At 63.1% G+C, this 21,635-nt stretch carries 22 protein-coding genes; 11 read left to right on the forward strand and 11 right to left on the reverse strand.

Translation table 11 applies throughout. The annotated features are described in order from the left end of the window. The first annotated feature begins 2 nt into the window (after positions 1-2). Positions 3-1,397: a Si-specific NAD(P)(+) transhydrogenase gene (sthA, locus tag K8374_RS07570; protein ID WP_084858177.1), complete on the forward strand. Its 1,395-nt coding sequence runs from the start codon at positions 3-5 to the stop codon at positions 1,395-1,397. 42 nt (positions 1,398-1,439) lie between these two features. On the opposite strand, the gene K8374_RS07575 is transcribed toward sthA, so the two are convergent. Beyond that, on the reverse strand, positions 1,440-2,162 hold the full coding sequence (locus K8374_RS07575; RefSeq protein ID WP_084858176.1) for a glycerophosphodiester phosphodiesterase: 723 nt from the start codon (positions 2,160-2,162) through the stop codon (positions 1,440-1,442). A gap of 30 nt (positions 2,163-2,192) precedes the next feature. After that, positions 2,193-2,777 (reverse strand): PilZ domain-containing protein, encoded by a 585-nt coding sequence (locus K8374_RS07580; RefSeq protein ID WP_224458513.1) that lies wholly within the window; start codon positions 2,775-2,777, stop codon positions 2,193-2,195. Between the two features lie 93 nt (positions 2,778-2,870). Between K8374_RS07580 and K8374_RS07585 the strand changes: the two genes are divergently transcribed. From K8374_RS07585 to K8374_RS07595, 3 genes are all read left to right on the forward strand, one after another. Beyond that, positions 2,871-4,121: a lipoprotein-releasing ABC transporter permease subunit gene (locus K8374_RS07585; protein WP_224458514.1), complete on the forward strand. Its 1,251-nt coding sequence runs from the start codon at positions 2,871-2,873 to the stop codon at positions 4,119-4,121. 7 nt (positions 4,122-4,128) lie between these two features. After that, positions 4,129-4,812, forward strand: coding sequence for a lipoprotein-releasing ABC transporter ATP-binding protein LolD (gene lolD, locus K8374_RS07590; protein ID WP_224458515.1), 684 nt, complete (start codon positions 4,129-4,131; stop codon positions 4,810-4,812). A 61-nt stretch (positions 4,813-4,873) separates the two neighbouring features. Beyond that, positions 4,874-6,118, forward strand: coding sequence for a lipoprotein-releasing ABC transporter permease subunit (locus K8374_RS07595; protein WP_224458516.1), 1,245 nt, complete (start codon positions 4,874-4,876; stop codon positions 6,116-6,118). Positions 6,119-6,141: 23 nt separating this feature from the next. Here the strand turns inward: K8374_RS07595 and K8374_RS07600 are convergent, their stop codons facing one another. Further along, positions 6,142-7,488, reverse strand: coding sequence for a heavy metal sensor histidine kinase (locus K8374_RS07600; protein ID WP_224459290.1), 1,347 nt, complete (start codon positions 7,486-7,488; stop codon positions 6,142-6,144). Beyond that, positions 7,485-8,165, reverse strand: coding sequence for a heavy metal response regulator transcription factor (locus K8374_RS07605; RefSeq protein ID WP_224458517.1), 681 nt, complete (start codon positions 8,163-8,165; stop codon positions 7,485-7,487). Before K8374_RS07605 ends, K8374_RS07600 begins: the two co-directional genes overlap by 4 nt. Positions 8,166-8,385: 220 nt before the next feature. Here K8374_RS07605 and queF point away from each other — a divergent pair, with 220 nt between their 5' ends. Beyond that, complete coding sequence (gene queF / locus K8374_RS07610) at positions 8,386-9,216, forward strand: NADPH-dependent 7-cyano-7-deazaguanine reductase QueF (protein WP_224458518.1); 831 nt, start codon at positions 8,386-8,388, stop codon at positions 9,214-9,216. A 37-nt stretch (positions 9,217-9,253) separates the two neighbouring features. Here queF and K8374_RS07615 read toward each other — a convergent pair whose 3' ends face one another. Together K8374_RS07615 and K8374_RS07620 are read right to left on the reverse strand one after the other, a co-directional pair. Continuing rightward, positions 9,254-9,517 (reverse strand): DUF4404 family protein, encoded by a 264-nt coding sequence (locus K8374_RS07615; RefSeq protein WP_084858169.1) that lies wholly within the window; start codon positions 9,515-9,517, stop codon positions 9,254-9,256. A 123-nt stretch (positions 9,518-9,640) separates the two neighbouring features. After that, positions 9,641-10,204 carry a phosphonoacetaldehyde phosphonohydrolase-related protein gene (locus K8374_RS07620; protein WP_224458519.1) on the reverse strand — a complete coding sequence of 188 codons (564 nt, stop codon included), beginning with the start codon at positions 10,202-10,204 and terminating at the stop codon, positions 9,641-9,643. Between the two features lie 193 nt (positions 10,205-10,397). Here K8374_RS07620 and K8374_RS07625 point away from each other — a divergent pair, with 193 nt between their 5' ends. The 3 genes from K8374_RS07625 (at position 10,398) to rssC (ending at position 13,201) form a co-directional block, all read left to right on the forward strand. Beyond that, positions 10,398-11,105 (forward strand): VacJ family lipoprotein, encoded by a 708-nt coding sequence (locus tag K8374_RS07625; protein ID WP_224458520.1) that lies wholly within the window; start codon positions 10,398-10,400, stop codon positions 11,103-11,105. A 432-nt stretch (positions 11,106-11,537) separates the two neighbouring features. Further along, complete coding sequence (gene rssB, locus K8374_RS07630) at positions 11,538-12,722, forward strand: two-component system response regulator RssB (protein ID WP_224458521.1); 1,185 nt, start codon at positions 11,538-11,540, stop codon at positions 12,720-12,722. After that, a complete protein-coding gene (rssC, locus tag K8374_RS07635; RefSeq protein ID WP_016394629.1) occupies positions 12,719-13,201 on the forward strand; it encodes an anti-sigma factor antagonist RssC in 483 nt (160 codons plus the stop codon). The genes rssB and rssC overlap by 4 nt, the downstream gene beginning before the upstream one ends. A gap of 143 nt (positions 13,202-13,344) precedes the next feature. Here rssC and K8374_RS07640 read toward each other — a convergent pair whose 3' ends face one another. The 3 genes from K8374_RS07640 to dusA form a co-directional block, all read right to left on the reverse strand. Continuing rightward, positions 13,345-15,231, reverse strand: coding sequence for an alkaline phosphatase D family protein (locus tag K8374_RS07640; protein ID WP_224458522.1), 1,887 nt, complete (start codon positions 15,229-15,231; stop codon positions 13,345-13,347). A gap of 195 nt (positions 15,232-15,426) precedes the next feature. Continuing rightward, positions 15,427-16,353 (reverse strand): transaldolase, encoded by a 927-nt coding sequence (gene tal / locus K8374_RS07645; protein ID WP_224458523.1) that lies wholly within the window; start codon positions 16,351-16,353, stop codon positions 15,427-15,429. A gap of 122 nt (positions 16,354-16,475) precedes the next feature. Further along, positions 16,476-17,486: a tRNA dihydrouridine(20/20a) synthase DusA gene (gene dusA / locus K8374_RS07650; RefSeq protein WP_224458524.1), complete on the reverse strand. Its 1,011-nt coding sequence runs from the start codon at positions 17,484-17,486 to the stop codon at positions 16,476-16,478. Positions 17,487-17,783: 297 nt separating this feature from the next. Between dusA and K8374_RS07655 the strand changes: the two genes are divergently transcribed. Next, positions 17,784-18,083, forward strand: a complete 300-nt coding sequence (locus K8374_RS07655) for a hypothetical protein (RefSeq protein WP_224458525.1) — start codon at positions 17,784-17,786, stop codon at positions 18,081-18,083. Positions 18,084-18,446: 363 nt separating this feature from the next. Here K8374_RS07655 and K8374_RS07660 read toward each other — a convergent pair whose 3' ends face one another. Together K8374_RS07660 and K8374_RS07665 are read right to left on the reverse strand one after the other, a co-directional pair. After that, positions 18,447-19,445 carry an NAD(P)H-dependent flavin oxidoreductase gene (locus K8374_RS07660; protein ID WP_224458526.1) on the reverse strand — a complete coding sequence of 333 codons (999 nt, stop codon included), beginning with the start codon at positions 19,443-19,445 and terminating at the stop codon, positions 18,447-18,449. A gap of 513 nt (positions 19,446-19,958) precedes the next feature. Further along, positions 19,959-20,339: a YkvA family protein gene (locus tag K8374_RS07665; RefSeq protein ID WP_224458527.1), complete on the reverse strand. Its 381-nt coding sequence runs from the start codon at positions 20,337-20,339 to the stop codon at positions 19,959-19,961. Between the two features lie 290 nt (positions 20,340-20,629). Here K8374_RS07665 and K8374_RS07670 point away from each other — a divergent pair, with 290 nt between their 5' ends. After that, on the forward strand, positions 20,630-20,920 hold the full coding sequence (locus K8374_RS07670; RefSeq protein WP_224458528.1) for a hypothetical protein: 291 nt from the start codon (positions 20,630-20,632) through the stop codon (positions 20,918-20,920). 11 nt (positions 20,921-20,931) lie between these two features. Then, positions 20,932-21,564 carry a hypothetical protein gene (locus K8374_RS07675; RefSeq protein WP_224458529.1) on the forward strand — a complete coding sequence of 211 codons (633 nt, stop codon included), beginning with the start codon at positions 20,932-20,934 and terminating at the stop codon, positions 21,562-21,564. The last annotated feature ends 71 nt before the right edge of the window (positions 21,565-21,635 follow it).

Below are 21,635 nucleotides of genomic sequence, written 5' to 3' on the forward strand. Positions count from 1 at the left end.
GCATGGCTGTCTACAACTACGACGTAGTGGTGCTGGGTTCCGGCCCGGCCGGAGAAGGTGCGGCAATGAATGCCGCCAAAGCAGGGCGCAAGGTGGCGATGGTCGACAGCCGTCGCCAGGTCGGCGGCAACTGCACCCACCTGGGCACCATTCCGTCCAAGGCACTGCGTCACTCGGTGCGGCAGATCATGCAGTTCAACACCAACCCGATGTTCCGCGCCATCGGCGAGCCGCGCTGGTTCTCCTTCCCCGATGTGCTCAAGAGCGCCGAAAAGGTGATCTCCAAGCAGGTGGCCTCGCGTACCGGCTACTATGCGCGCAACCGCGTCGATGTGTTCGTCGGCACCGGCAGCTTCGCTGACGAGCAGACCATCGAAGTGGTCTGCTCCAATGGCGTGGTCGAGACCCTGGTGGCCAAACACATCATCATCGCCACCGGTTCGCGCCCATACCGCCCGGCCGATATCGACTTCCACCACCCGCGCGTCTACGACAGCGACACCATCCTCAGCCTGAGCCACACCCCGCGCAAGCTGATCGTCTACGGTGCCGGGGTGATCGGCTGCGAATACGCATCGATCTTCAGCGGCCTGGGCGTGCTGGTGGAGCTGGTGGACAACCGTGGCCAGCTGTTGAGCTTCCTGGATTCGGAAATCTCCCAGGCGCTGAGCTACCACTTCAGCAACAACAACATCACCGTACGCCACAACGAGGAGTACGACCGGGTCGAAGGTCTGGACAACGGGGTGATCCTGCACCTGAAGTCGGGCAAGAAGATCAAGGCCGATGCCTTGCTGTGGTGCAACGGCCGTACCGGCAACACCGACAAGCTGGGCCTGGAGAACATCGGCATCAAGGTCAACAGCCGTGGCCAGATCGAGGTCGACCAGGCCTACCGCACCAGCGTACCGAACATCTATGGCGCCGGTGACGTGATCGGCTGGCCGAGCCTGGCCAGCGCCGCTCACGACCAGGGCCGTTCGGCCGCTGGCAGCATCGTCGACAACGGCAGCTGGCGTTTCGTCGATGACGTGCCGACCGGTATCTACACCATTCCGGAGATCAGCTCGATCGGCAAGAACGAGCAGGAGCTGACCCAGGCCAAGGTGCCGTACGAAGTGGGCAAGGCGTTCTTCAAGAGCATGGCCCGCGCGCAGATCGCCGGCGAGCCCCAGGGCATGCTGAAGATTCTGTTCCACCGCGAGACCCTGGAGATCCTCGGCGTGCACTGCTTCGGCTACCAGGCCTCGGAGATCGTTCACATTGGCCAGGCGATCATGAACCAGCCGGGTGAGCAGAACAACCTGAAGTACTTCGTCAACACCACCTTCAACTACCCGACCATGGCCGAAGCCTATCGGGTAGCGGCCTACGACGGCCTGAACCGGCTTTTTTGAGCGGCTCCGGCCGGTGGCCTGAGCCGGTCGGGGAGTCCGGGTTCAGCCCTTCCCAAGGGTGGTCATGGCCAAACCGGGAAAGTCTGTAATCAGGCTGTCTACGCCAAAGTCGGCGAGCCGGCGCATCAGCGCCGGTTCGTTGACCGTCCACACCGATACGTGCAACCCCTGGCGCTGGGCCTTGAGCAGGCGCTCGGGAGTGCACAGTGTCCAATTCAAGGCCAGCATGTCACAGCTGTAGTTCTGGGCGACCTTCAGTGGGTCGAGCCAGGCGTATTCGGCCACCAGCCCGCGAGACACGTCCGGCACCAGCTCCAGTGCGGCGCCGAGCACTTCGCGGGAGCTCGAGGTGATGGTCACCTTGTCGAGCAGGCCGTATTGCTGAGCCAGCTCGCGAATGGCCAATACGGTACTGGCGGCGCGGGTGCGCGAGGCACTCTTGACCTCCAGTTGCCAGTGTTCGAAGGCACATTTCTCGAACAGTTCCTCCAGCCGCGGGACAGGGCAGGGCTGCACCCAGCCCGGGCCGCCCTTGCGCGCATCGTAGGTGACCAGCTCGGCGGCAGTGTGCTCGACCACCTTGCCACGCCGGCCGGTGGTGCGCTTGAGGCTGGGGTCGTGGATCACCATAAGCTCGTTGTCGGCTGACAGGTGCAGGTCCAGCTCGCAGCGATTGACGCCGTGGGACAGGCACTGGCGGAAGCTGGTCAGGGTGTTTTCGGGCGCTTCGCCCTTGGCGCCGCGATGGCCATAGATCAGGGTCACGTTCGTTCCTTCAAATCAGAGTGAATAGGCTCAGGAGGCGGGGTCGTTCTGTTCCAGCGCCTGGCGCCGCTGTTGTTGCTGGCGCTGCAGGATGTAGCGGGCCAGCAGCTGGCGCTGGGCGTCGGTCATGTCGATGAATACGGTGCCGACCTCGTAATGGCCGTCCGGGCGCCGGTCGCAGTGGGTGACCCGGGCACGCAGCAACAGGCCCAGGGCGCGGGGCATCAGCACCATCTTCACGGCCACGCGGGTATCGGTGGCGAGTGGGGTCGCCTGGGCGAACTCGATGCCGCCTTCGGAGAGAATGACCGGCTGCGGTTGCCCGATTTCGCCCAGCAGGGTTTGGGCCATCACTGCGCTGAGCAGGTCGAGGCGTTTGTTCTGCACCCGCAGGAATGCCGCCAGGGTGCGGTCCTTTTCGCTGAGCTGGCGCATCAGGTGCTGGGATTCGAAGTCGGCAAGGTGCAGTTCGCTGAGCAGGTTGAACAGCGGTGAAGCATCTTGCAACAGGTCTGTTTCCAGGGCTTCGGCCGCGCCCAGGGGGCTGATTTCAAGTGCGATACTGTCTTCGATGCGGTAGTATTCGCGGCGATCTTCTTCGTCTAGTGTCGTCATGGCGAACCCATGGTTACGGCGGTGGTCCGAGTGTAAAGCCGCTGCAGGCGCCCTGCCACAAGGACGTTCCCTTTCATCCGAACAAGCCCCGACATGTTCAGACCTCTTTTCGTATTCATCGGTACGCGTTATACCCGTGCCAAGCGTCGCAACCACTTCGTCTCGTTCATTTCGCTGACTTCGATGATCGGCCTCGCCCTTGGCGTGGTGGTGATGATCGTGGTGCTGTCGGTCATGAACGGTTTCGACCACGAGATGCGTACCCGCGTGCTGGGCATGATCCCTCACGCCACGCTGGAAAGCGGCCAGCCGCTGGACGACTGGCCGGCCCTCGCCCAACAAGTAAAGCAGAATCCGCAAGTGCTTGCGGTGGCGCCCTTCACCCAGATGCAAGGGTTGCTGACCCATGACGGCAAGGTGCAGAAGGTGCTGCTCAACGGCATCGACCCTGCGCGCGAGCGCGAGGTGTCGATCATCGACAACTTCATCCGCGATGGCAGCCTCGACAAGCTGGCGCCGGGCGAGTGGGGCATCATGATCGGCGACAAGGCCGCGGCCAAGCTGGGCGTGGGCATCGGCGACAAGCTGACCTTCGTCGCCCCGGAGGTCAGCGTGACCCCGGCCGGCATGTTCCCGCGCATGAAGCGCTTCACCGTGGTCGGCACCTTCCATGTCGGCGCCGGTGAGATCGACGGCTACCTGGGCCTGACCAACATCAACGACCTGTCGCGCCTGCACCGCTGGAAGGCCGACCAGGTCCAGGGCCTGCGGCTGAAGTTCGATGACCTGTTCCAGGCCCCGCGGGTGGCCTGGAACATCGCCCAGAACCTGGGCGAGCAGGAATTCTATGCCCGCGACTGGACCCGCACCCACGGCAACCTGTACCAGGCGATCCGCATGGAGAAGGCCATGATCGGTTTGCTGTTGCTGCTGATCGTGGCGGTGGCGGCGTTCAACATCATTTCCACCCTGGTGATGGTGGTCAACGACAAGCGGGGCGACATCGCCATCCTGCGTACCCTGGGCGCCACCCCGGCGCAGATCATGGCCATCTTCATGGTCCAGGGCACGGTGATCGGCGTGGTCGGCACCCTGATCGGCGCCGTGGTCGGGATCTTCGCGGCGCTCAATGTCAGTGCGGTGATCGCCGGCATCGAGACGCTGATCGGGCACAAGTTCCTGAATGCCGATGTGTATTTCATCGATTACCTGCCGTCGCAGATCCAGGCCCAGGACGTGTACATGGTCTGTGGTGCGGCGCTGGTCCTGAGTTTCTTCGCCACCCTGTACCCGGCCTGGCGTGCGGCCCGCACCCAGCCTGCAGAGGCGCTACGTTATGAGTGAGTCGCGCATGAGTGATAAAGCCGTACTGAGTTGCCGCAACCTGGGCAAGTCCTACGAGGAAGGCCCGGAGTCGGTGCAGGTGCTGTCGGGCTTGAACCTGGAGCTGCACGCCGGTGAGCGGGTGGCCATCGTCGGCAGTTCCGGCTCCGGCAAGAGCACCTTGCTCAACCTGTTGGGCGGCCTCGACACGCCGACCCAGGGCAGTGTCTGGCTGGCCGGCGAGGAGCTGTCGGCCCTCGGCGAGCGCGCCCGTGGCCTGCTGCGCAACCGCGCCTTGGGCTTCGTGTACCAGTTCCACCACCTGCTGCCGGAGTTCACTGCCCTGGAGAACGCCTGCATGCCGCTGCTGATCGGCCGTACGCCGATCCCGGAGGCCCGCGAGCGTGCCGAGGCGCTGCTCAAGCGGGTGGGCCTGGGCCATCGCCTGAACCACAAGCCGGCCGAGCTGTCCGGCGGTGAGCGCCAGCGCGTGGCGATCGCCCGTGCCCTGGTCAATCGCCCGGGCCTGGTGATGCTCGACGAGCCCACCGGCAACCTCGACCACCATACCGCCCAGGGTATCCAGGAGTTGATGCAGGAGTTGTCCAATTCGTCCCAGACAGCCTTCCTGGTGGTGACCCACGACCTCAACCTGGCACGCCAGATGGACCGGGTCCTGCGCCTGGAAGACGGCCACCTGGTGCCGATCTGAGCCGCTCGCACGCGGCGGCAGGAGCCGCTGCGTAACTCTTTTTCATTGGGTGTTCTCGTACATGTTCAGACCCTTGCCCTTGTTCATCGGTGCCCGCTACACCCGTGCCAAGCGCCGCAACCATTTCATCTCGTTCATCTCCATGACCTCGATGATCGGCCTGTCCCTGGGCGTGCTGGCGATGATCGTGGTGCTCTCGGTGATGAACGGCTTCCAGCGCGAAATGAGCTCGCGCATCCTCGGCCTGGTGCCCCATGCCAGCATCCTCGGCGTGCAGCCGTTGGACGACTGGCGCAAGGTCGCCGATAGCGCGCTGAAGAACCCGGCGGTGATGGCCGCCGCACCGCTGACCGAAATGGAAGGCATGCTGTCTTATAAGGGCGCTATGCAGCCGATCCAGGTCAGCGGTATCGACCCGGCCGAGGAGGGCAAGGTCTCCATTGTCGGCCAGCATATCGTCCAGGGGCGGTTGCAGGACCTGGTGCCGGGCGAGTATGGCGTGGTGATCGGCGAGCTGACGGCCCGGCGTTTCCGCCTCAATACCGGTGACAAGCTGACCCTGATCGTTCCTGAGATCAGCAAGGCGCCGGGGGGTATCACGCCGCGCATGCAACGCCTGACTGTGGTCGGCATCTTCAAGGTGGGGGCCGAGCTGGATGGCTCGCAGGCTTATATACACGTGGCCGATGCCGGTGAGATGCAGCGCTGGGCGCCGGGCAGCGTGCAGGGCGTGCGCCTGAAGCTGCACGACCTGTATGCCGCGCCGCAGGTATCCAAGGCGATCGCCGCAGGCCTGGGCGATGCCTACCGCGCCGATGATTGGTCCCACACCCAGGGCAGCCTGTTCAGTGCCATGAAGATGGAAAAGACCATGATCGGCCTGCTGCTGATGATGATCATCGCCGTGGCGGCCTTCAACATCATCGCCACCCTGGTGATGGTGGTGAACGACAAGGGGTCGGACATCGCCATTCTGCGTACCATCGGCGCCACACCAGCGCAGATCATGGGGACCTTCATGGTCCAGGGTTCCTTGATCGGTATCGTCGGCACCCTGGTCGGCGGTGTGCTGGGCGTGGTCGCCGCGTTCAACGTCAGCCAGATCGTCGGCTGGCTGGAACGGGTCAGCGGGCAGCACATCTTCACCTCCGACGTGTACTTCATCAGCAGCCTGCCGTCGGAACTGCAGTGGGGCGACGTGGCGATCATCTGCACGGCGGGGCTGGTGATGAGCTTCCTGGCGACGATCTACCCGGCGTACCGGGCGTCCCAGGTGGAGCCGGCGATGGCGTTGCGTTACGAGTGACGTTCCAGGGCGCGCAGAGGCCTCTATTCGGGTAGCTCGATGACAAACCGCGTCCAACCTTCCATGCACTCGGCGCGAATGGTCCCACCATGTGCCTGGATGATCGAACGGGTGATCGCCAGGCCCAGCCCCGCATGCTCGCTGCTGCCTTCCCGGCGCGCGGGGTCGGCGCGGTAGAAGCGGTCGAACAGGCGCGGCAGCATGGCCGGTGCGATCGCAGGGCCCGTATTGGCGACGGTGATCTGTGTGCCGGGCACCAGCGTCACACGGATTTCTCCGCCTTGTGGCGTGAAGCGCAGCGCGTTGTCGAGCAGGTTGGACAGCGCTCGGCGCAGCATGTGCCGGTCGCCTTCGAGCCTCGCCTGGCCCTCACGCCGCACCTGCACCTCGGCGTCCTCGGCCAAGGGCGCATAGTACTCGAGCAGGGCATCCAGCTCCTGGTCCAGGTCCAGGGCTTCGCGGTTGGGCATGAGCAGGCCATGGTCGGCCTTGGCCAGGTACAGCATGTCGTTGACCAGTTGCGCCATCCATTGCAGCTCTTCCAGATTGCCGTGCAGCGCTTCGCGGTACTCCTCGAGGCTGCGCGGGCGGGTGAGGGTGACCTGGGTATGGGTCAGCAGGTTGGACAGGGGCGTGCGCAGTTCGTGGGCGATGTCGGCGGAAAACGCCGAGAGGCGCTGGAAGGCATCGTCCAGCCGCTGCAGCATGGCATTGACCGTGTCGGCCAGCTCCGCCAGCTCCTCGGGCATCTGCGCCACCGGCAGGCGGGTGGTGAGGGAGCGTGCGTTGACGCTGGCGGCCACTTCGCCCATCTGCCGCAGGGGGCGTAGCCCACGGCGCGCAGCCCAGGCGCCGAGCAGGGCAGTGGCCAGGGCCGACAGGCCCACCGTCAGCCAGATCAGGCGCTGCATGCCTTGCAAAAAATGCTGGTGATGGGTGATGTCGAGGAACAGGGTCAGTTGCCCTGCGCTTGGGTTTTGCTCGTCCAGGCGGGTCGACAGGCTGCGGTAGTCGATGCCGTCTGCATGCAGGGTCGCCAGGCCCGAGTGGCGGGGGGGCTCGGGCAGGTCGGTGCGGCTGTCGTACCACACCACGCCATCGGCGCCACGAATGCGCAGGGCCAGGTCGGCCTGGTGGCTCAGCTCGTTGCGCAGCGCCGGCAGCCGTTGCGCCAGCGCGTCGGGGCTGGTCACGCCGTCGAGCAGCGCGCGCATCAGGGACAGGCGGCTGCCGAGCAATTGCTGGTCCAGCTCGATGAAGTGCCGTTCGCTGGCCCGGCTGAACAGCAGCCCGGCGGTCAGCGAAACGGCTGCGGTGCAGGCAGCGAACAGCAGGGCCAGGCGCCCGCCAAGGGACAGGCGACGCATCAGTCCTGGCGCTCCTCGAGCACGTAGCCCATGCCACGCACGGTGTGGATCAGCTTGTTGGCATGGCCGTCGTCGATCTTCAGGCGCAGGCGACGGATCGCCACTTCGATGACATTGGTGTCGCTGTCGAAATTCATGTCCCATACCTGCGAGGCGATCAGCGACTTGGGCAGCACTTCGCCCTGGCGACGCAGCAGCAGTTCGAGCAGGGCGAACTCCTTGGCGGTCAGGTCGATACGTTGCCCGTCGCGGTCGGCGCGGCGGCGGATCAGGTCCAGGCGCAGGTCGGCCAGGCCCAGTGTGGTGTCCTGGTTGGGGCTGGTGCCGCGGCGCAACAGGGTACGAACACGCGCCAGCAGCTCGGAGAAGGCGAAAGGCTTGACCAGGTAGTCGTCGGCGCCCAGTTCCAGGCCATGCACCCGGTCTTCGACGGCATCGCGTGCGGTGAGGAACAGCACCGGCGTATCCAGGCCGGCCTGGCGGACGGCCTGGAGGATCTGCCAGCCATTGCGTCCCGGCAGCATCACATCGAGGATCAACAGGTCATGCTCGCCGCTCAGGGCCAGGTGCTGGCCGGTGTCCCCATCGCTGGCCAGCTCCGTGGCGAAGCCCGCTTCGCTCAGGCCCTGGCACAGGTACTGGCCGGTCTTGGCCTGGTCTTCGACGATCAGCAGTTTCATGGTGTCCCTTGTGCTGGAAGGTGAGGGCAGTGAGTACCGGCAGATGATACGTGACCCAGGGCCTGCCGGGCGAAGCTGACGGCGTTGTAATGCGGCTGTCAGCCAGCGGCCAGCCGCGCTTGGTCGGCCTGGTGGGGCCACCGGGCGACGCCAGTGCCAAGGCAGGCGTTAAAAACGGTAGACTAGGGCCATTCGAAACTTCCGTATCCAGGTCAGGTCCATGCATCCCGCCGCCGAACATTCCCCGCTGGGTAAGTCCAGCGAGTACATCGCCACCTACACCCCTTCGCTGCTGTTCCCCATCCCGCGTACGGCCAAGTGGGCCGAGCTGGGTGTCACGGCCCAGACCTTGCCCTGGCAGGGCGTGGACTACTGGAACTGCTTCGAGCTGTCCTGGCTGCTGCCTTCGGGCAAGCCGGTGGTGGCCATTGGCGAATTCGCTATCCCAGCCGACTCGCCGAACATCATTGAGTCCAAGTCGTTCAAGCTGTACCTCAACTCGCTGAACCAGACGACATTTGCCTCGGTCGGCGAGCTGCAGGCCTGCCTGGAGAAGGACCTGTCCGCCGCTGCCGGCAAGCCGGTGGGCGTTCGGGTTCGCAGTCTGGGTGAAGTCGAGGCCCAGGGCGTGGTCGCCCTGCCTGGCCAGTGCATCGATGCCCTGGATGTAAGCATCAGCAACTACGAACAGCCCCAGCCGGAGCTGCTGCACTGCGACGCACAGCGTGTGGTCGAGGAAACCGTTCACAGCCACTTGCTCAAGTCCAACTGCCCGGTGACCGGCCAGCCGGACTGGGGAAGCGTGGTGGTGCAATACAAGGGCCTGGCCCTGGACCATGCCAGCCTGCTGAGCTACCTGGTGAGCTTCCGCCAGCATGCCGACTTCCATGAGCAGTGTGTCGAGCGCATCTACCTGGACTTGCTGCGCCTGCTCAAGCCGGAGCATTTGACCGTATATGCACGCTATGTGCGCCGTGGCGGCCTGGACATCAACCCGTACCGCAGCACCGGGGCGATCAGCCCGAGCAACCAGCGGCTGGTTCGTCAGTAAGCGGGGGCCGCTGTGCGGCCCCAGGACAGATGAAGGATCAGATCCCCATGCTGTGCAGGCTGTTGGCGATATTGCGCAGGATGGCGGTCAGGTCGGGGTGGTCTGCTTCGAAGCGCTCGACGGCCGAGTTGACACCATCGACCAGGTTGGTGTCCTGGGTGGCTTCCTCCAGTTTGATCTGGGCTTCGATCTGCTGCATCAGTGCATGCAGATGCTCGCGCTCTTCCAGCGAGAGCGGCGGGTTGCGTTCCAGTTGCTCGCGCAGGCTCTCGAGTTGCTCTTGCAGTTCGCGGGCAGGCATTGGGTGTTCTCCCTCTATGGCTTGGCAAGGCATGGACCTTCGCAACGGGGCAAAGGTTCTGGCCTGCCTTCAAGCGTAATCCACCGGCGGGCGCTTTGCATGATCCGCGTCAACGAGGCCGTATCAGGGTTTTTCACCCTTGCGCCGGCGCAGGGCGATATCGGCAAGACAGGTGTCCAAGGCCTCCAGGTGGTCGATCACCGAGTGCACGCCCAGGCCGAACAATGCCAGGGTCGCCTTGCCACGCGCCAGTTCCCGTTCCTGCTCGGTCATGGCCTGCCACTGGCTGGAGCTGGGGTCGCACTCAGGGCTGCCACTGGCCAGGCCGACCGTCCACAACCCGGCGTTGAGGCCCGCCTGCAACAGGCGTGGTTGGCCGCTGACCAGCACGCAGCCCTCCAGGCGTTCGCTTTGCAGAGCCATCAGCGCCTGCCAGCAGGCATTCGGTGCCGGCAAGGGGCAGCCGTTGACCAGATGCCCGGGCAGCCAATCTGGCAGCACGGCGGCCAGGCGCTTGCCTTGGCTTGAGCTTACGTCGTCGAGCCAGATACAGGGTACGCGCTGGCGCTGCAGGTTGGACAGGGTGTCGAGGGCGCCCGGCAAGGGCTGGGCGGCGCCGCCCATGGGTTGGACCAGGCAACCGCGCAGTCCGAAGAGCACGGCGGTGAAGTCGGATGCATCGAGCATGGCAACGTCCCTGAAATAGCCCGCAGGCTAGGTCGGCTGTGTTACCGCGGGATGACACTGCAACAGTTGTTCACATAATCTTGAATAAAAATGTGTAAGGCTGTTTATCAGCCAATCAGCATTTATACTGGCGTCTTAGTTACGCAGCGCCCAGCGGGGCGTTGCGGCCGTGAAATCCGATGGAGAAACATCTATGCGTAGGATCGGTGCCGGTGTGCTCGAGCGAGTCACCCAGGCCTGTGTCTGCGCCAGCTTGTTGCTGGCGCCTGTGGCAGCCACCCAGGCGGCCACCGAGGAGGATCCCTGGGAGGCGGTCAACCGACCGATCTTCAAGTTCAACGATACCCTCGACACCTATGCCCTCAAGCCGTTGGCCAAGGGCTACCAGGCGGTCACCCCGCAATTCCTCGAAGATGGCATCCACAACATCTTCCGCAACCTGGGCGATGTCACCAACCTAGTGAACGATGTGCTGCAGCTCAAGCCGCACGCCGCCGGCGTCGATACCGCGCGCCTGATCGTCAACACCACCTTCGGCCTCGGTGGCTTCTTCGATGTCGGCACCAAGATGGGGCTGCAGCGCAACGACGAGGACTTCGGCCAGACCCTGGGCTACTGGGGCGTGGGCAGCGGCCCGTACGTGGTCATTCCGTTCCTTGGCCCAAGTACCGTGCGCGATGGCCTGGCCAAGTACCCGGACACCTACACCCGGCCTTACCGCTACATCGACCACGTGCCGACCCGTAACTCGATCTTCGCCCTGGACGTGATCGACACCCGCGCCGACCTGCTGTCGGCAGAGAAGCTGATCAGCGGCGACAAGTACGTCTTCATCCGCAATGCCTACCTGCAGAACCGTGAGTTCCGCGTCAAGGATGGCGAAGTCGAAGACGACTTCTGATTCGCTGAGTCGCAGTGCTGCCTGGTGGCGGTTCAGGGCCGTTCAATCAGTGAGTTCGTGGCGTGGGGCTGCTATGCAGCCCATCGCGGGGCAAGCCCGCTCCTACAGGAAGGGCGCCCATTCCAAGCCCCGCGATGGCCATGAAACGGCACTGCTTACGCCTGGCTTCCAACCATTCGGATCGCATCGGGTCGCTTTCTTATAACTTCCGGTCATTTGCCTTATAACGGTGCAGGCAACTCGACCCTTGCATGCTTGAAACGCCTGGCGGATGGGAGTACCGTCTGCGCCTTACAGGGTACCTCTGCAAGTTGCCGGGCTTGTTTTCTTGTCCTACAACTCAAGTAGAGTGATGCCACACAGTATTCCAGTAGCGCCGCGGCCACCTTGCCGACGCCGCTACACCAACCCAATCCGGCGCCGTTCGCCCACATGCAGAAAACCAGTGCAACGCTGCTGATCATCGATGACGACGACGTGGTCCGTGCCAGCCTCGCCGCCTATCTGGAAGACAGTGGCTTCAGCGTCCTCCAGGCCAGCAATGGCCAGCAGGGGCTCCAGGTCTTCGAAGAACACCAGCCCGACCTCGTGATCTGCGATTTGCGCATGCCGCAAATGGGCGGCCTCGAGCTGATCCGTCGGGTCAGCGAGCGCGCACCGCAATTGCCGGTGATCGTGGTCTCCGGCGCGGGTGTCATGAACGATGCGGTCGAGGCCTTGCGCCTGGGCGCCGCCGACTACCTGATCAAGCCCCTGGAAGACCTCGCCGTGCTCGAGCATTCGGTGCGTCGCGCCCTCGACCGCTCGCGCCTGGTGCTCGAGAACCAGCGCTACCGGGACAAGCTCGAGGCGGCCAACCGTGAGCTGGAAGCCAGCCTGCACCTGCTGCAGGAGGACCAGAACGCCGGTCGCCAGGTGCAGATGAACATGCTGCCGGAAAGCCCGTGGGTGGCCGGTGACCTGTCGTTCGAGCACCAGATCATTCCGTCGCTGTACCTGTCGGGCGACTTTGCCGACTACTTCCGCGTGGATGAGCGGCGCATCGCCTTCTACCTGGCGGACGTGTCCGGTCATGGCGCCTCGTCGGCGTTCGTCACGGTGCTGCTCAAGTTCATGACCACCCGGCTGTTGTTCGAATTCAAGCGCAGCAACAGGATGCGCGAGTTCAAGCCTTCGCAGGTGCTCAGCCACATCAACCGTGGGCTGATCAACTGCAAGCTGGGCAAGCATGTGACCATGGTCGGCGGGGTGATCGACGAGGACACCGGGTTGATGACCTACAGCGTCGGCGGCCATTTGCCGCTGCCGGTGCTCTATACCCCGGGCCAGGCCCGCTACCTGGAGGGCCGAGGCCTGCCGGTGGGGCTGTTCGAAGAGGCCAGCTACCAGGACCAGGTGCTGGAGCTGCCGCCGAGCTTCAGCCTGAGCCTGATGTCCGATGGCATTCTGGACCTTTTGCCAGGGGATACACTCAAAGATAAGGAAGCGACCTTGCCGGAAATCGTCAAGGACGCAGGGGGCAGCCTGGACGGGCTGCGCCAACGATTCGAATTGGCTACGCTTGGGGAGATGCCGGATGATATCGCCCTATTGGTGTTGAGCAGGAACCTTGAATGAGTACCGGTAGAATCCAGTTCGCCGAGCAGAGCGGGACCTTCGTCCTGAAGTTTGTCGGTGAAGTGCGCCTGACCCTGTGCTCGGCGCTGGATGCGACGATCGAAAAGATCTTCACTGCGCTGAACTTCTCGGCCATCGTCATCGACCTGACCGAGACCGAGAGCATCGACAGCACCACCCTTGGCCTGCTGGCCAAGCTGTCCATCCTGTCCCGGCAGAAGGTCGGGCTGTTGCCGACCGTGGTCACCACCAACCCGGACATTTCCCGGTTGCTGCAATCGATGGGCTTCGACCAGGTGTTCAACATCGTCGACCGCCCGGTGCCGTGCCCGGAGTGCCTGACCGACCTGCCATCCCAGGACCAGAACGAGGATGTGGTGCGCTCGAAGGTGCTGGAGGCACACAAGATCCTCATGGGCCTGAACGACTCCAACCGCGAGGCATTCCATGACCTGGTGAATGCCCTGGAGCGGACCTGATCCGTCGCCTGTCCCGACGCTTTCGCGGGTAAACCCGCTCCCAGGGGAGCCACACACGCTTCAAGGTGGACGGGACCAGACTATCCCTGTGGGGTTTACCCGCGAAGCGGTCAGTAAAGACCGCACAAACCCACCAGCCACAGTCACGCTGGCCGCGTAAACTCCGTCGCCTCATCCCCATTGGCACTCAACTGAAACACCCGCGCTGGCCGCCCCTGCTCATCGAACCATACCTGCCCCAGCCCTGCGCCATTCCACAGCCGCTCCCCCGCCTGGCTGCGGCTGGGCGTGCGCGGCACCACCTCCATCTGCCGGCGTTTGGTGAACCAGTTGAGCGGCGAGCGGGGCGCGTAGAGCCAGCGGTTCAAGCGGTCGAGTACGTCCAGCAGGCGCTCGGGGAACTGGTTCTTGATACCGCTGCTGGTGATCTGCCAGAGGTGCGGGCTGCGCTGGCGATGACGGATCAGCACTTCATAGACGAACGAGTAATGCACGTCACCCGAAAGGATCACGTAATGTCCTGGCGTGCGCGAGTGGCGGAAGATGTTGAGGATCACCTGGGCCGCCCCCCGGTGGGCCATCCAGTTCTCGGCATCCACCAGCAGCGGGTGGCCCAGCCAGCTGAATACGCGCTGCACTGTCTCGATCAGCTTCACGCCGAAGATCGGCGCCGGGGACACGATGATCGCCGAGGGATGATCGAGCAGCGCCTGCTGCAGTTCGCTCAGGGCTTCCCAGTCCAGCAAGCCGGAGGGTTTCTTCAGGCTGCTCTCACTGCGCCAACGGCGGGTGCGCGTGTCGAGCACCAGCAGCGGCGGGGTGGTGGGCAGGTTGAACTGCCAGCCCTGGAAGCGCAGTAGCTGGCCGATCAGTGCATCCTGGGCCGGGTGGTCCAGGTGCCCTTGCAGGGCCTGTTCGCCCAGGGCCTTGCTGCGCTCGAGCAGTGGCTGGCAGCTATCCGGGTCGTTGCCCCAGCCCTGGCAGAGCAGGTAGCCCAGCAGTGCATTGCCGATGATCCGGCGGGAGAAGGGGTGGCCATAGGCGGTTTCTTCCCATTGCGCCGACAGGTTCCAGTCATCGGTGATGTCGTGGTCATCGAAGATCATCAGGCACGGCAGGTGGGCCATGACCCGCGCCACCTGGCCGAGGCCTGCCGCAAACGCTTCGATCAGCGGCAGCTCTTGGCGGTAGCGGGCCTGGCGCTTGTCGGTGAGGCCTGCGGGCATGTCCAGGCGCACCAGCTGCCAGGGTGTTGGCGACCAGACCAGCAGGTACATGGCCATGACTTCGGCGAAGGTCACCAGGTGATTGTCGGCGTTGCTGCTGGAGAAGATCGGCTTGCGCTTCCCCCCGAAGAAGCGTTCGCGCAAGGTCTCGTTGCTCTCCTGGGCGGGCAGCAGGTCGGCGCGGTGGTAGTAGCAGGCCGGGTGGCGATACAGCTCGGCGCTGTCCTTGACCAGGGCGCCTTCAAGGGTTTCCTGGAACAGGCCCAGGCGCGCCACGAGCCCATGGATGGCCCGCAACATGGGCCCTGCGACATCGTCGGCATACACCTGGTCGCCACTCATCAGCAGCAGCGCGGGGCGCTCCTGGGGCTGCCGGCACTGTTCCAGCAAGCGGTCGGCGCAGAGCAGGCCATCGGCAGCCGGGTGATGGGGCTTGCGGCAGGAGCCGTGAAGCAACTGGTCGACGCGCTCGCGCAGCACGAAATCCGGCCGTTGCTGGCCTGGGTAGAGCAGGTGCGGCGCCCAGCTGGCGATACCTTGGGCGTCGCCCAGCAGCAGGTCGTATCCGATCGCCAGGTTGCACGGCAGCGGCTGGTCGAAACGGATGTCCAGCAGGTGCACGAACGCATGCGTACCGATCGGCACCACCTCGCAATGCAGGTTGGTCGTGATGCTTGGGCAATCGAGGGCGAATTCAGGGCGAAGCGGTTGCGTGGCGACCAGCCAGATGGCCAGGCGCTGGGGTTCCAGGCGGCGCAGTACGGGGCCGGCGAGCACGAGGGGGAGCGGAGCGTCGATTGCCATTGATCCTGTGGTGTCTGCTCTATCCAATCGCGGGGCAAGCCCGCTCCCACAAGGTTGGTGCCAGCCCTGTGGAAGCGGGCTTACCCCGCGATTGCGTCGGTCGTTTCATGGAGAAAGCGCGGTAGCAGCCTCTCCCAACGAAAACGGGCGGAAAATGCTCGGCATTTCCCGCCCGCCGGGCAAGCCAGATTTGTATCAGGCCTTTTCAGCCATCAGCGCTTCGAGCTTCTCTTGGTCCCGGGCGAATTGGCGAATACCTTCGGCCAGCTTCTCGGTGCCCATGGCATCCTCGTTCATCGCCCAGCGGAACTGGCTTTCGCTCAAGTGCTGCTTGGTTTCACCGGACTTGCCTGGCTGGAGTACGCGGGGCAGTTGGCCCTGGTCGTCGCTCAGCTGTTGCAGCAGTTCGGGGCTGATGGTCAGGCGGTCGCAGCCGGCCAGCTGCTCGATCTGGCCGATGTTGCGGAAGCTCGCGCCCATGACCACGGTGTCGTAGCCATTGGCCTTGTAGTAGTTGTAGATGCGCGTCACCGACTGCACGCCTGGGTCTTCGGCGCCGACGTATTCTTTGCCGGTGCTCTTCTTGTACCAGTCGTAGATGCGGCCCACGAACGGCGAGATCAGGAACACCCCGGCGTCGGCGCAGGCCTGGGCCTGAGCGAAGGAGAACAGCAGGGTCAGGTTGGTCTGGATACCTTCCTTTTCCAGCTTCTCGGCGGCGCGGATGCCTTCCCAGGTGGAGGCCAGCTTGATCAGCACGCGGTCACGCGGAACGCCGGCCTTTTCGTACAGCTCGATCAACTGGCGGGCCTTGGCCAGCAGGGCAGGTTCGTCGAACGACAGGCGCGCATCCACTTCAGTGGAGATGCGCCCTGGGATGACTTTGAGGATGCCCGAACCCACTGCCACGGCGAACTTGTCGCAGGCCAGGTCGACATTGCCCTTGGCATCGCCCTTCACCTGCTTGAGCAGGTCCGCGTAACCGGGAATTGCCGCGGCCTTGAGCAACAGGGACGGGTTGGTGGTGGCATCGACCGGTTTGAGGCGGGTGATGGCGTCCAGGTCCCCGGTGTCGGCGACCACGGTGGTGAACTGCTTGAGTTGTTCCAGCTTGGAGGTCATGGGCGTGCTCTGTCCTGTGCAATGACTCGACATTACCCGAGCCCCGACAGCCACTCAAGGGCCGGCGGGGCAGGTCGGGCGAGGGAATGAAGGTTCGAGTCGAAAGCGCGCCCGGGGTTCCGTCAGCGGCCCTGCAGCAGCTCGGCGGCCTGGTCGAGCACGACCAGTGGGTCCTGGGCCTTGTGGATGTCCGCCGACAGCAGCTGGCGGAAGCGCCGCGCCCCCGGGAAGCCCTGGCCCAGCCCGAGGATGTGGCGGGTGATGTGATGGATGGCGCCGCCGCTTTGCATGTGCGCGACGATATAGGGACGCAACTGCGCCATCGCGTCGCTGCGGCTGACGATCGGCGCATCGCTGCCGAACAGCTGCTGGTCCACTTCGGCCAGCAGGTACGGGTTGTGGTACGCCTCGCGGCCCAGCATCACCCCATCGAAGGTTTCAAGGTGCGCGTGGCATTCCTCCAGCGTCTTGATACCGCCGTTGAGCACCAGCTCCAGGTCCGGGAAATCGGCCTTCAGCTGCGCCGCCACGTCATAGCGCAGCGGCGGGATCTCGCGGTTCTCCTTGGGTGACAGACCTTCGAGGATGGCGATGCGCGCATGCACGGTGAAGCTGCGGCAACCGGCATCACGCACCTGGCCGACGAAGTCGCACAGCTCGGCATAGCTGTCGCGGCCATTGATGCCGATGCGGTGCTTGACCGTGACCGGAATGCCCACCGCATCACGCATGGCCTTGACGCAATCAGCCACCAGCGCCGGGTGGCCCATCAGGCAGGCACCGATCATGTTGTTCTGCACCCGGTCGCTGGGGCAGCCGACATTGAGGTTGACCTCGTCGTAGCCTGCCTCCTCGGCCAGCCGCGCACAGGCCGCCAACTCCCCCGGCACACTGCCGCCCAATTGCAGGGCCAGCGGGTGCTCGGACACGTCATGGCGCAGGAAACGCTGGGCGTCGTTGTGCAGCAGCGCGCCGGTGGTGACCATCTCGGTGTAGAGCAGCGTGTGCTTGGAGAGCAGGCGCAGGAAGAACCGGCAGTGGCGGTCGGTCCAGTCCATCATCGGTGCAACGCTGAAGCGGCGGGAGGGCTCAGTGCGTGTAGCGGCGGGCTTGGTGGTTGATTCTGGGAGCATTTGGCTAGGTGTTTCCGTACCGATTGCGGCGGGGCGCATGTGTAATGGCCGCTCGCGGCACGGTAGTGTCAGGGAAAAGAGGCGGTAGTTTACCAGATTGCCGGGGCTTCGCCTGTAGGCCCTGGAGCCGGGGCGATGAGGTAAGTAAGTCGTCAGGCTCAGATGTGCCTCGCATAAAGGCAGCGATAACGCTGCCGCTGGTCAGCTCGTTCTGAATCGGTGGGAGCTTCCGGTTGCCTGAGAAAGTGGATCCATTATTGTTGAAGGCCCTGGAAAACTTGGTCGCGGGAGGGCGACATGAGAATACGTGGAGAGGTCTACTGGTCCTGGGCTGATCCAACGCTTCACCATCGAGCGCACCAAGAAGCTTTCGAAGACGGAACGACCATCGACGTCCAGGTGCGCCTTTCTCGTACAGGATCCACGCAGTTGTTTCTTGGGATCTATGCGTCGTCAGGTATGGCCCTCCATGAGGAGTCATTTGACTCGCGGCCGGGCGAGTCCATGACGCGAGCACTTGCCTGGGGAGTAATGCGGGCGAGAAGGGTCGTTGAAGAAGGTGGTGGTGAGGCAGCGGAGTGTGAGCAGCGGGCCTGAAAGCGTGGGGCAACAATGGGGCAAACCGGACGCTATTCTATGCCCCTCTATGCCCCTCTATGCCCTTTGAGCGTCTTGCAAGCAGATACGAAAAAGCGCTCAAGCCCTTTTGGTACGGGGCTTGGGCGCTTTTTCTGATTAATACCCCAGCACAATTGGTGTGTGCTTCAGTTTCGGGGGCCGCATTCGACGCAAGGCTGTCCTTCGGAGGCGGTTGCCTTTGGCCAAAAGCGGATACGTTGCTGCAAGCAAAGCTGAAAGGCGACCGAGATGGCGTCTGGCTAGCAAGAGGACGCCTGTGCCGCCTGTATTTCTAGCCAGAAACGGCCGTCTCGGGTGTCCGCAGTTGGCTCGGATCGATATTTAGTAGCGACTACGCAGTTCCTCCAACCGGCTCATTGCCTGTTGTGCGTCGTCGAGAACCTCGTCAAAGATGGCATCTACCGGCTGCACACTGTTGGCAAATACAACCGAGGGACCATAGTCCAACATGCCAGTCCTACTATCGCCCGTCAGATAGGCTTGGGTGGTCAACTTTCCCATTACGTGAGGGCGGTATTGTTCAAAGTCACTAGCGCCTGTTGCATCCAGGGCGGCAACCGCTTTCGCGCTCTCATTGTTCAATACCCTGTGATGCTGACGTAGGCCAGTCTTCACAACGACGCTATCAGTACCGTCACTCTGGACAAGCAGTTCTTTATATCGATGGTGAATCCATAGCTCCTCAGACACCAACATTCTCGAGCCCATTAAGATCGCGTCTGCTCCCATCATCAGCGTAGCGGCAAGTTGGCGCCCGGTCCCAATCCCACCGCCGATAACGAGCGGAATGGCGATCTCTTTAGATGCGTGAGGTGCCTGCACCATGCTGCTGATGCCGTAGGTACCTGGATGGCCCGCGCTGTCATTGCCAACAACGATTACGGCATCTACGCCGAGTCGTGCCGCAGATCGTGCATAACGCACTGCAGGCACCTTATGCAGTACCTTGATGCCTGCCTCTCGCAGGGCTGGGAGAACACCTGCCGGGCTTCCACCGGAAGTTTCGACGCAAAGTACCTCTTCTTCAGAAAGGATTTTCACCTGCTCTTGCAGACGCTCAGTCGCCCTGTCCTGCCCTGAAATGTAGAGGTTCACGCCGAATCCCTTACCCGAGGTCAACTTTCGGCACTCTCGAAGTTGCTCCCGCAACTCCTCCGGATCGGGGAAGCCAGCAGCAACGATAAATCCCATGCCACCAGCGTTGACCACCGCTGCGACGTAGTTTGCGTCTGACACACTTGGCCCCATACCGCCGCAAAGAATCGGGTGGCGAATGCCGAGCATTTCAGTGATTCGAGTCTTGAACAACGCGCCTCGCATTAGAGCTCTCCAGTTCTTTGTCGACACCAAGGGACAAGCCGATCCGGACGTAGGAAGTCAAACCCAAAAAGACAAAGCCGTACAAAACCGGAAGGCTACAAGCTTATAGCTGAACAGTCGTTCAGTAGCAAGGCGTTGATCACGAGTCGACCAGGACCGTCGGTATTGTTTGGGAAGGATTGGTTTGTGAAATCAACTGCGGTGGATCCGGTGGGGTTTGCTTTACTGGATACCAGTGAGCGCTTTTCCCCATCCTGACTCGGGCCAGTGCGTTCGCTGATGTCGTAAGCTGGATCTTGAAGGACCGCTATGGGTCGAAGCTGCCCTGGCGTTCATAGGAGTGAATCAGACGGAAAATTTCGCCGAATGCGAACCGGGCAGTTACGGTTCGTTGGTACATAATTGGTACATGCTTCGACTGACTTGGCTGGAAGTCCCGCAGTTAAAGGGCTTTAGGAAATCACAACCCAATCCATCATGGGGGCCACGCAGAAGCGGCGGGAAGAGGCGTGATCATTGCCAGAACGCTCTGATGAACATCAGGCTCACCCCCAACCAGATGCCTACGATAACCGCCCCGGCCAGGCGACTGCTGGGGCGTTTTTCGTTGGCGTTTTCGAACGCCTGCGCCTGGGCGCGGCTCTGCTGGTAGACCTCTTCGGGCACCAGCCGAATGATCAGCCAGATGAATGCTGGTAACAGGATCAGGTCGTCGAGCAAGCCGAGGACCGGGATGAAATCCGGGATCAGGTCGATGGGGCTCAGTGCGTAGGACACCACCAGAACGCACAGCACCTTCACCGCCCAAGGCGTACGGCGATGCCGGCAGCAGAACCACAGGGTCATGGTCTGTTGCTTGATGGCCCTGGCCCACTGTCTCAATCGTTGCAGCATGGCGCTTCGCTCAGGAAGGAAAAGCACCGAGTCTACGGTGGTGAGGGTGAAAAACCTGTGTCTTGCGCGAGAGCGTGTTCCAAGTAGCTACTTCGACCGGACATACCAGGTGACCTTGCAACCGCCAGTAACACTGCTGTACACCGCTGCCCGGACAATCAGGCCATAGTTTCCCGGGCGTGCTGATGGCTCGCTTGTATAGGTTGCCTGACCGTCGGTCGCTCCGGTTCACCAGCGGGTGGATTCGGTCATGTTTTTGTACGATGATTTTCGTATCTACAGGGAAGGCTATGGATAATGGCTTCAGGAAGGCCAAGCGCGATGTGATCGCGGCGCTTGAAACAGGTGACTACCTGCATGTGTCGCGGGGCGATATCGAGGTCAAGAACTTGCTTGCGACAGGGGAGGTGACGGCGCAGGAGGTGGCTGGCATCGTTCGCGCGTGCAACGGCACCCATCATCACAGCAGCCCCCATCATGCTGTCGCGCATATCGATGTGCATGTGCTCAAGCGGCATGGTTGGTACATCAAGTTCTATTTCATCGAACCAGACACCTGGTTCATCAGCGTACATCGGTGAGTATCCAGATCATGAAGATCCTTTTCGAAGGCGACACCGGCACGGCGCTCTGCGAGCGTTGCCAGGCGGTGGTCCAGACCCGTTACCTGCGCCGCGACGTGCCGTTCAGCGATGGCCAGGGGCAGGCCAGGGATATCCTGGTGGGCGTCTGCATCAGCTGCGACACGGTGGTGGCCATTCCGCCGCAGTCCACGCCGGCGATACGCGAGGCGCGCAAGCAGCAGCTCAAGTCCATCGAAGCGCGGTTGCCCGCGGTTTACCTGGATGTCCTGGATGCGGCCATGCACGTCGTGAGCGGTGACGCCGGTGCCCATTTGCGCAAGTTGTTCCTCGGGCATTACTTCCAGATGCTGGCCCAGGGTTGCCAGGGGGAGGGCCTGCAGCCGGCCCATGAGGCGTTCGCGTGTGAGTTGGCGGAGCAGTTGCAGGGGCGCGGGCTGGCGTCTTCCGGTTCGACCCGGCGGTTGTCGATGAAGGTCAACCCGCATGTGGCCGAGGATTTTCTGGCATTGCAGCAGCAGAGCCACATGAGCCAGACAGATGTGCTCAAGGCGGTGATCGCGCGGATCCAGGCGGATGTACTGCAAGGGCAGGACCCTGGGGTGATTCGCACCCTGCGGGGACTGGTGCGGCTTGCGGGCTGATGAATTGAGCGTCGGCTATTTGGGTCAAGCCCGCTCCCAGGGGCAGCGCTAGCCACTCGTTCCCCACGGCA

Origin of the sequence: Pseudomonas sp. p1(2021b), from assembly GCF_020151015.1 — a bacterium.
GTDB lineage: Bacteria > Pseudomonadota > Gammaproteobacteria > Pseudomonadales > Pseudomonadaceae > Aquipseudomonas > Aquipseudomonas putida_K.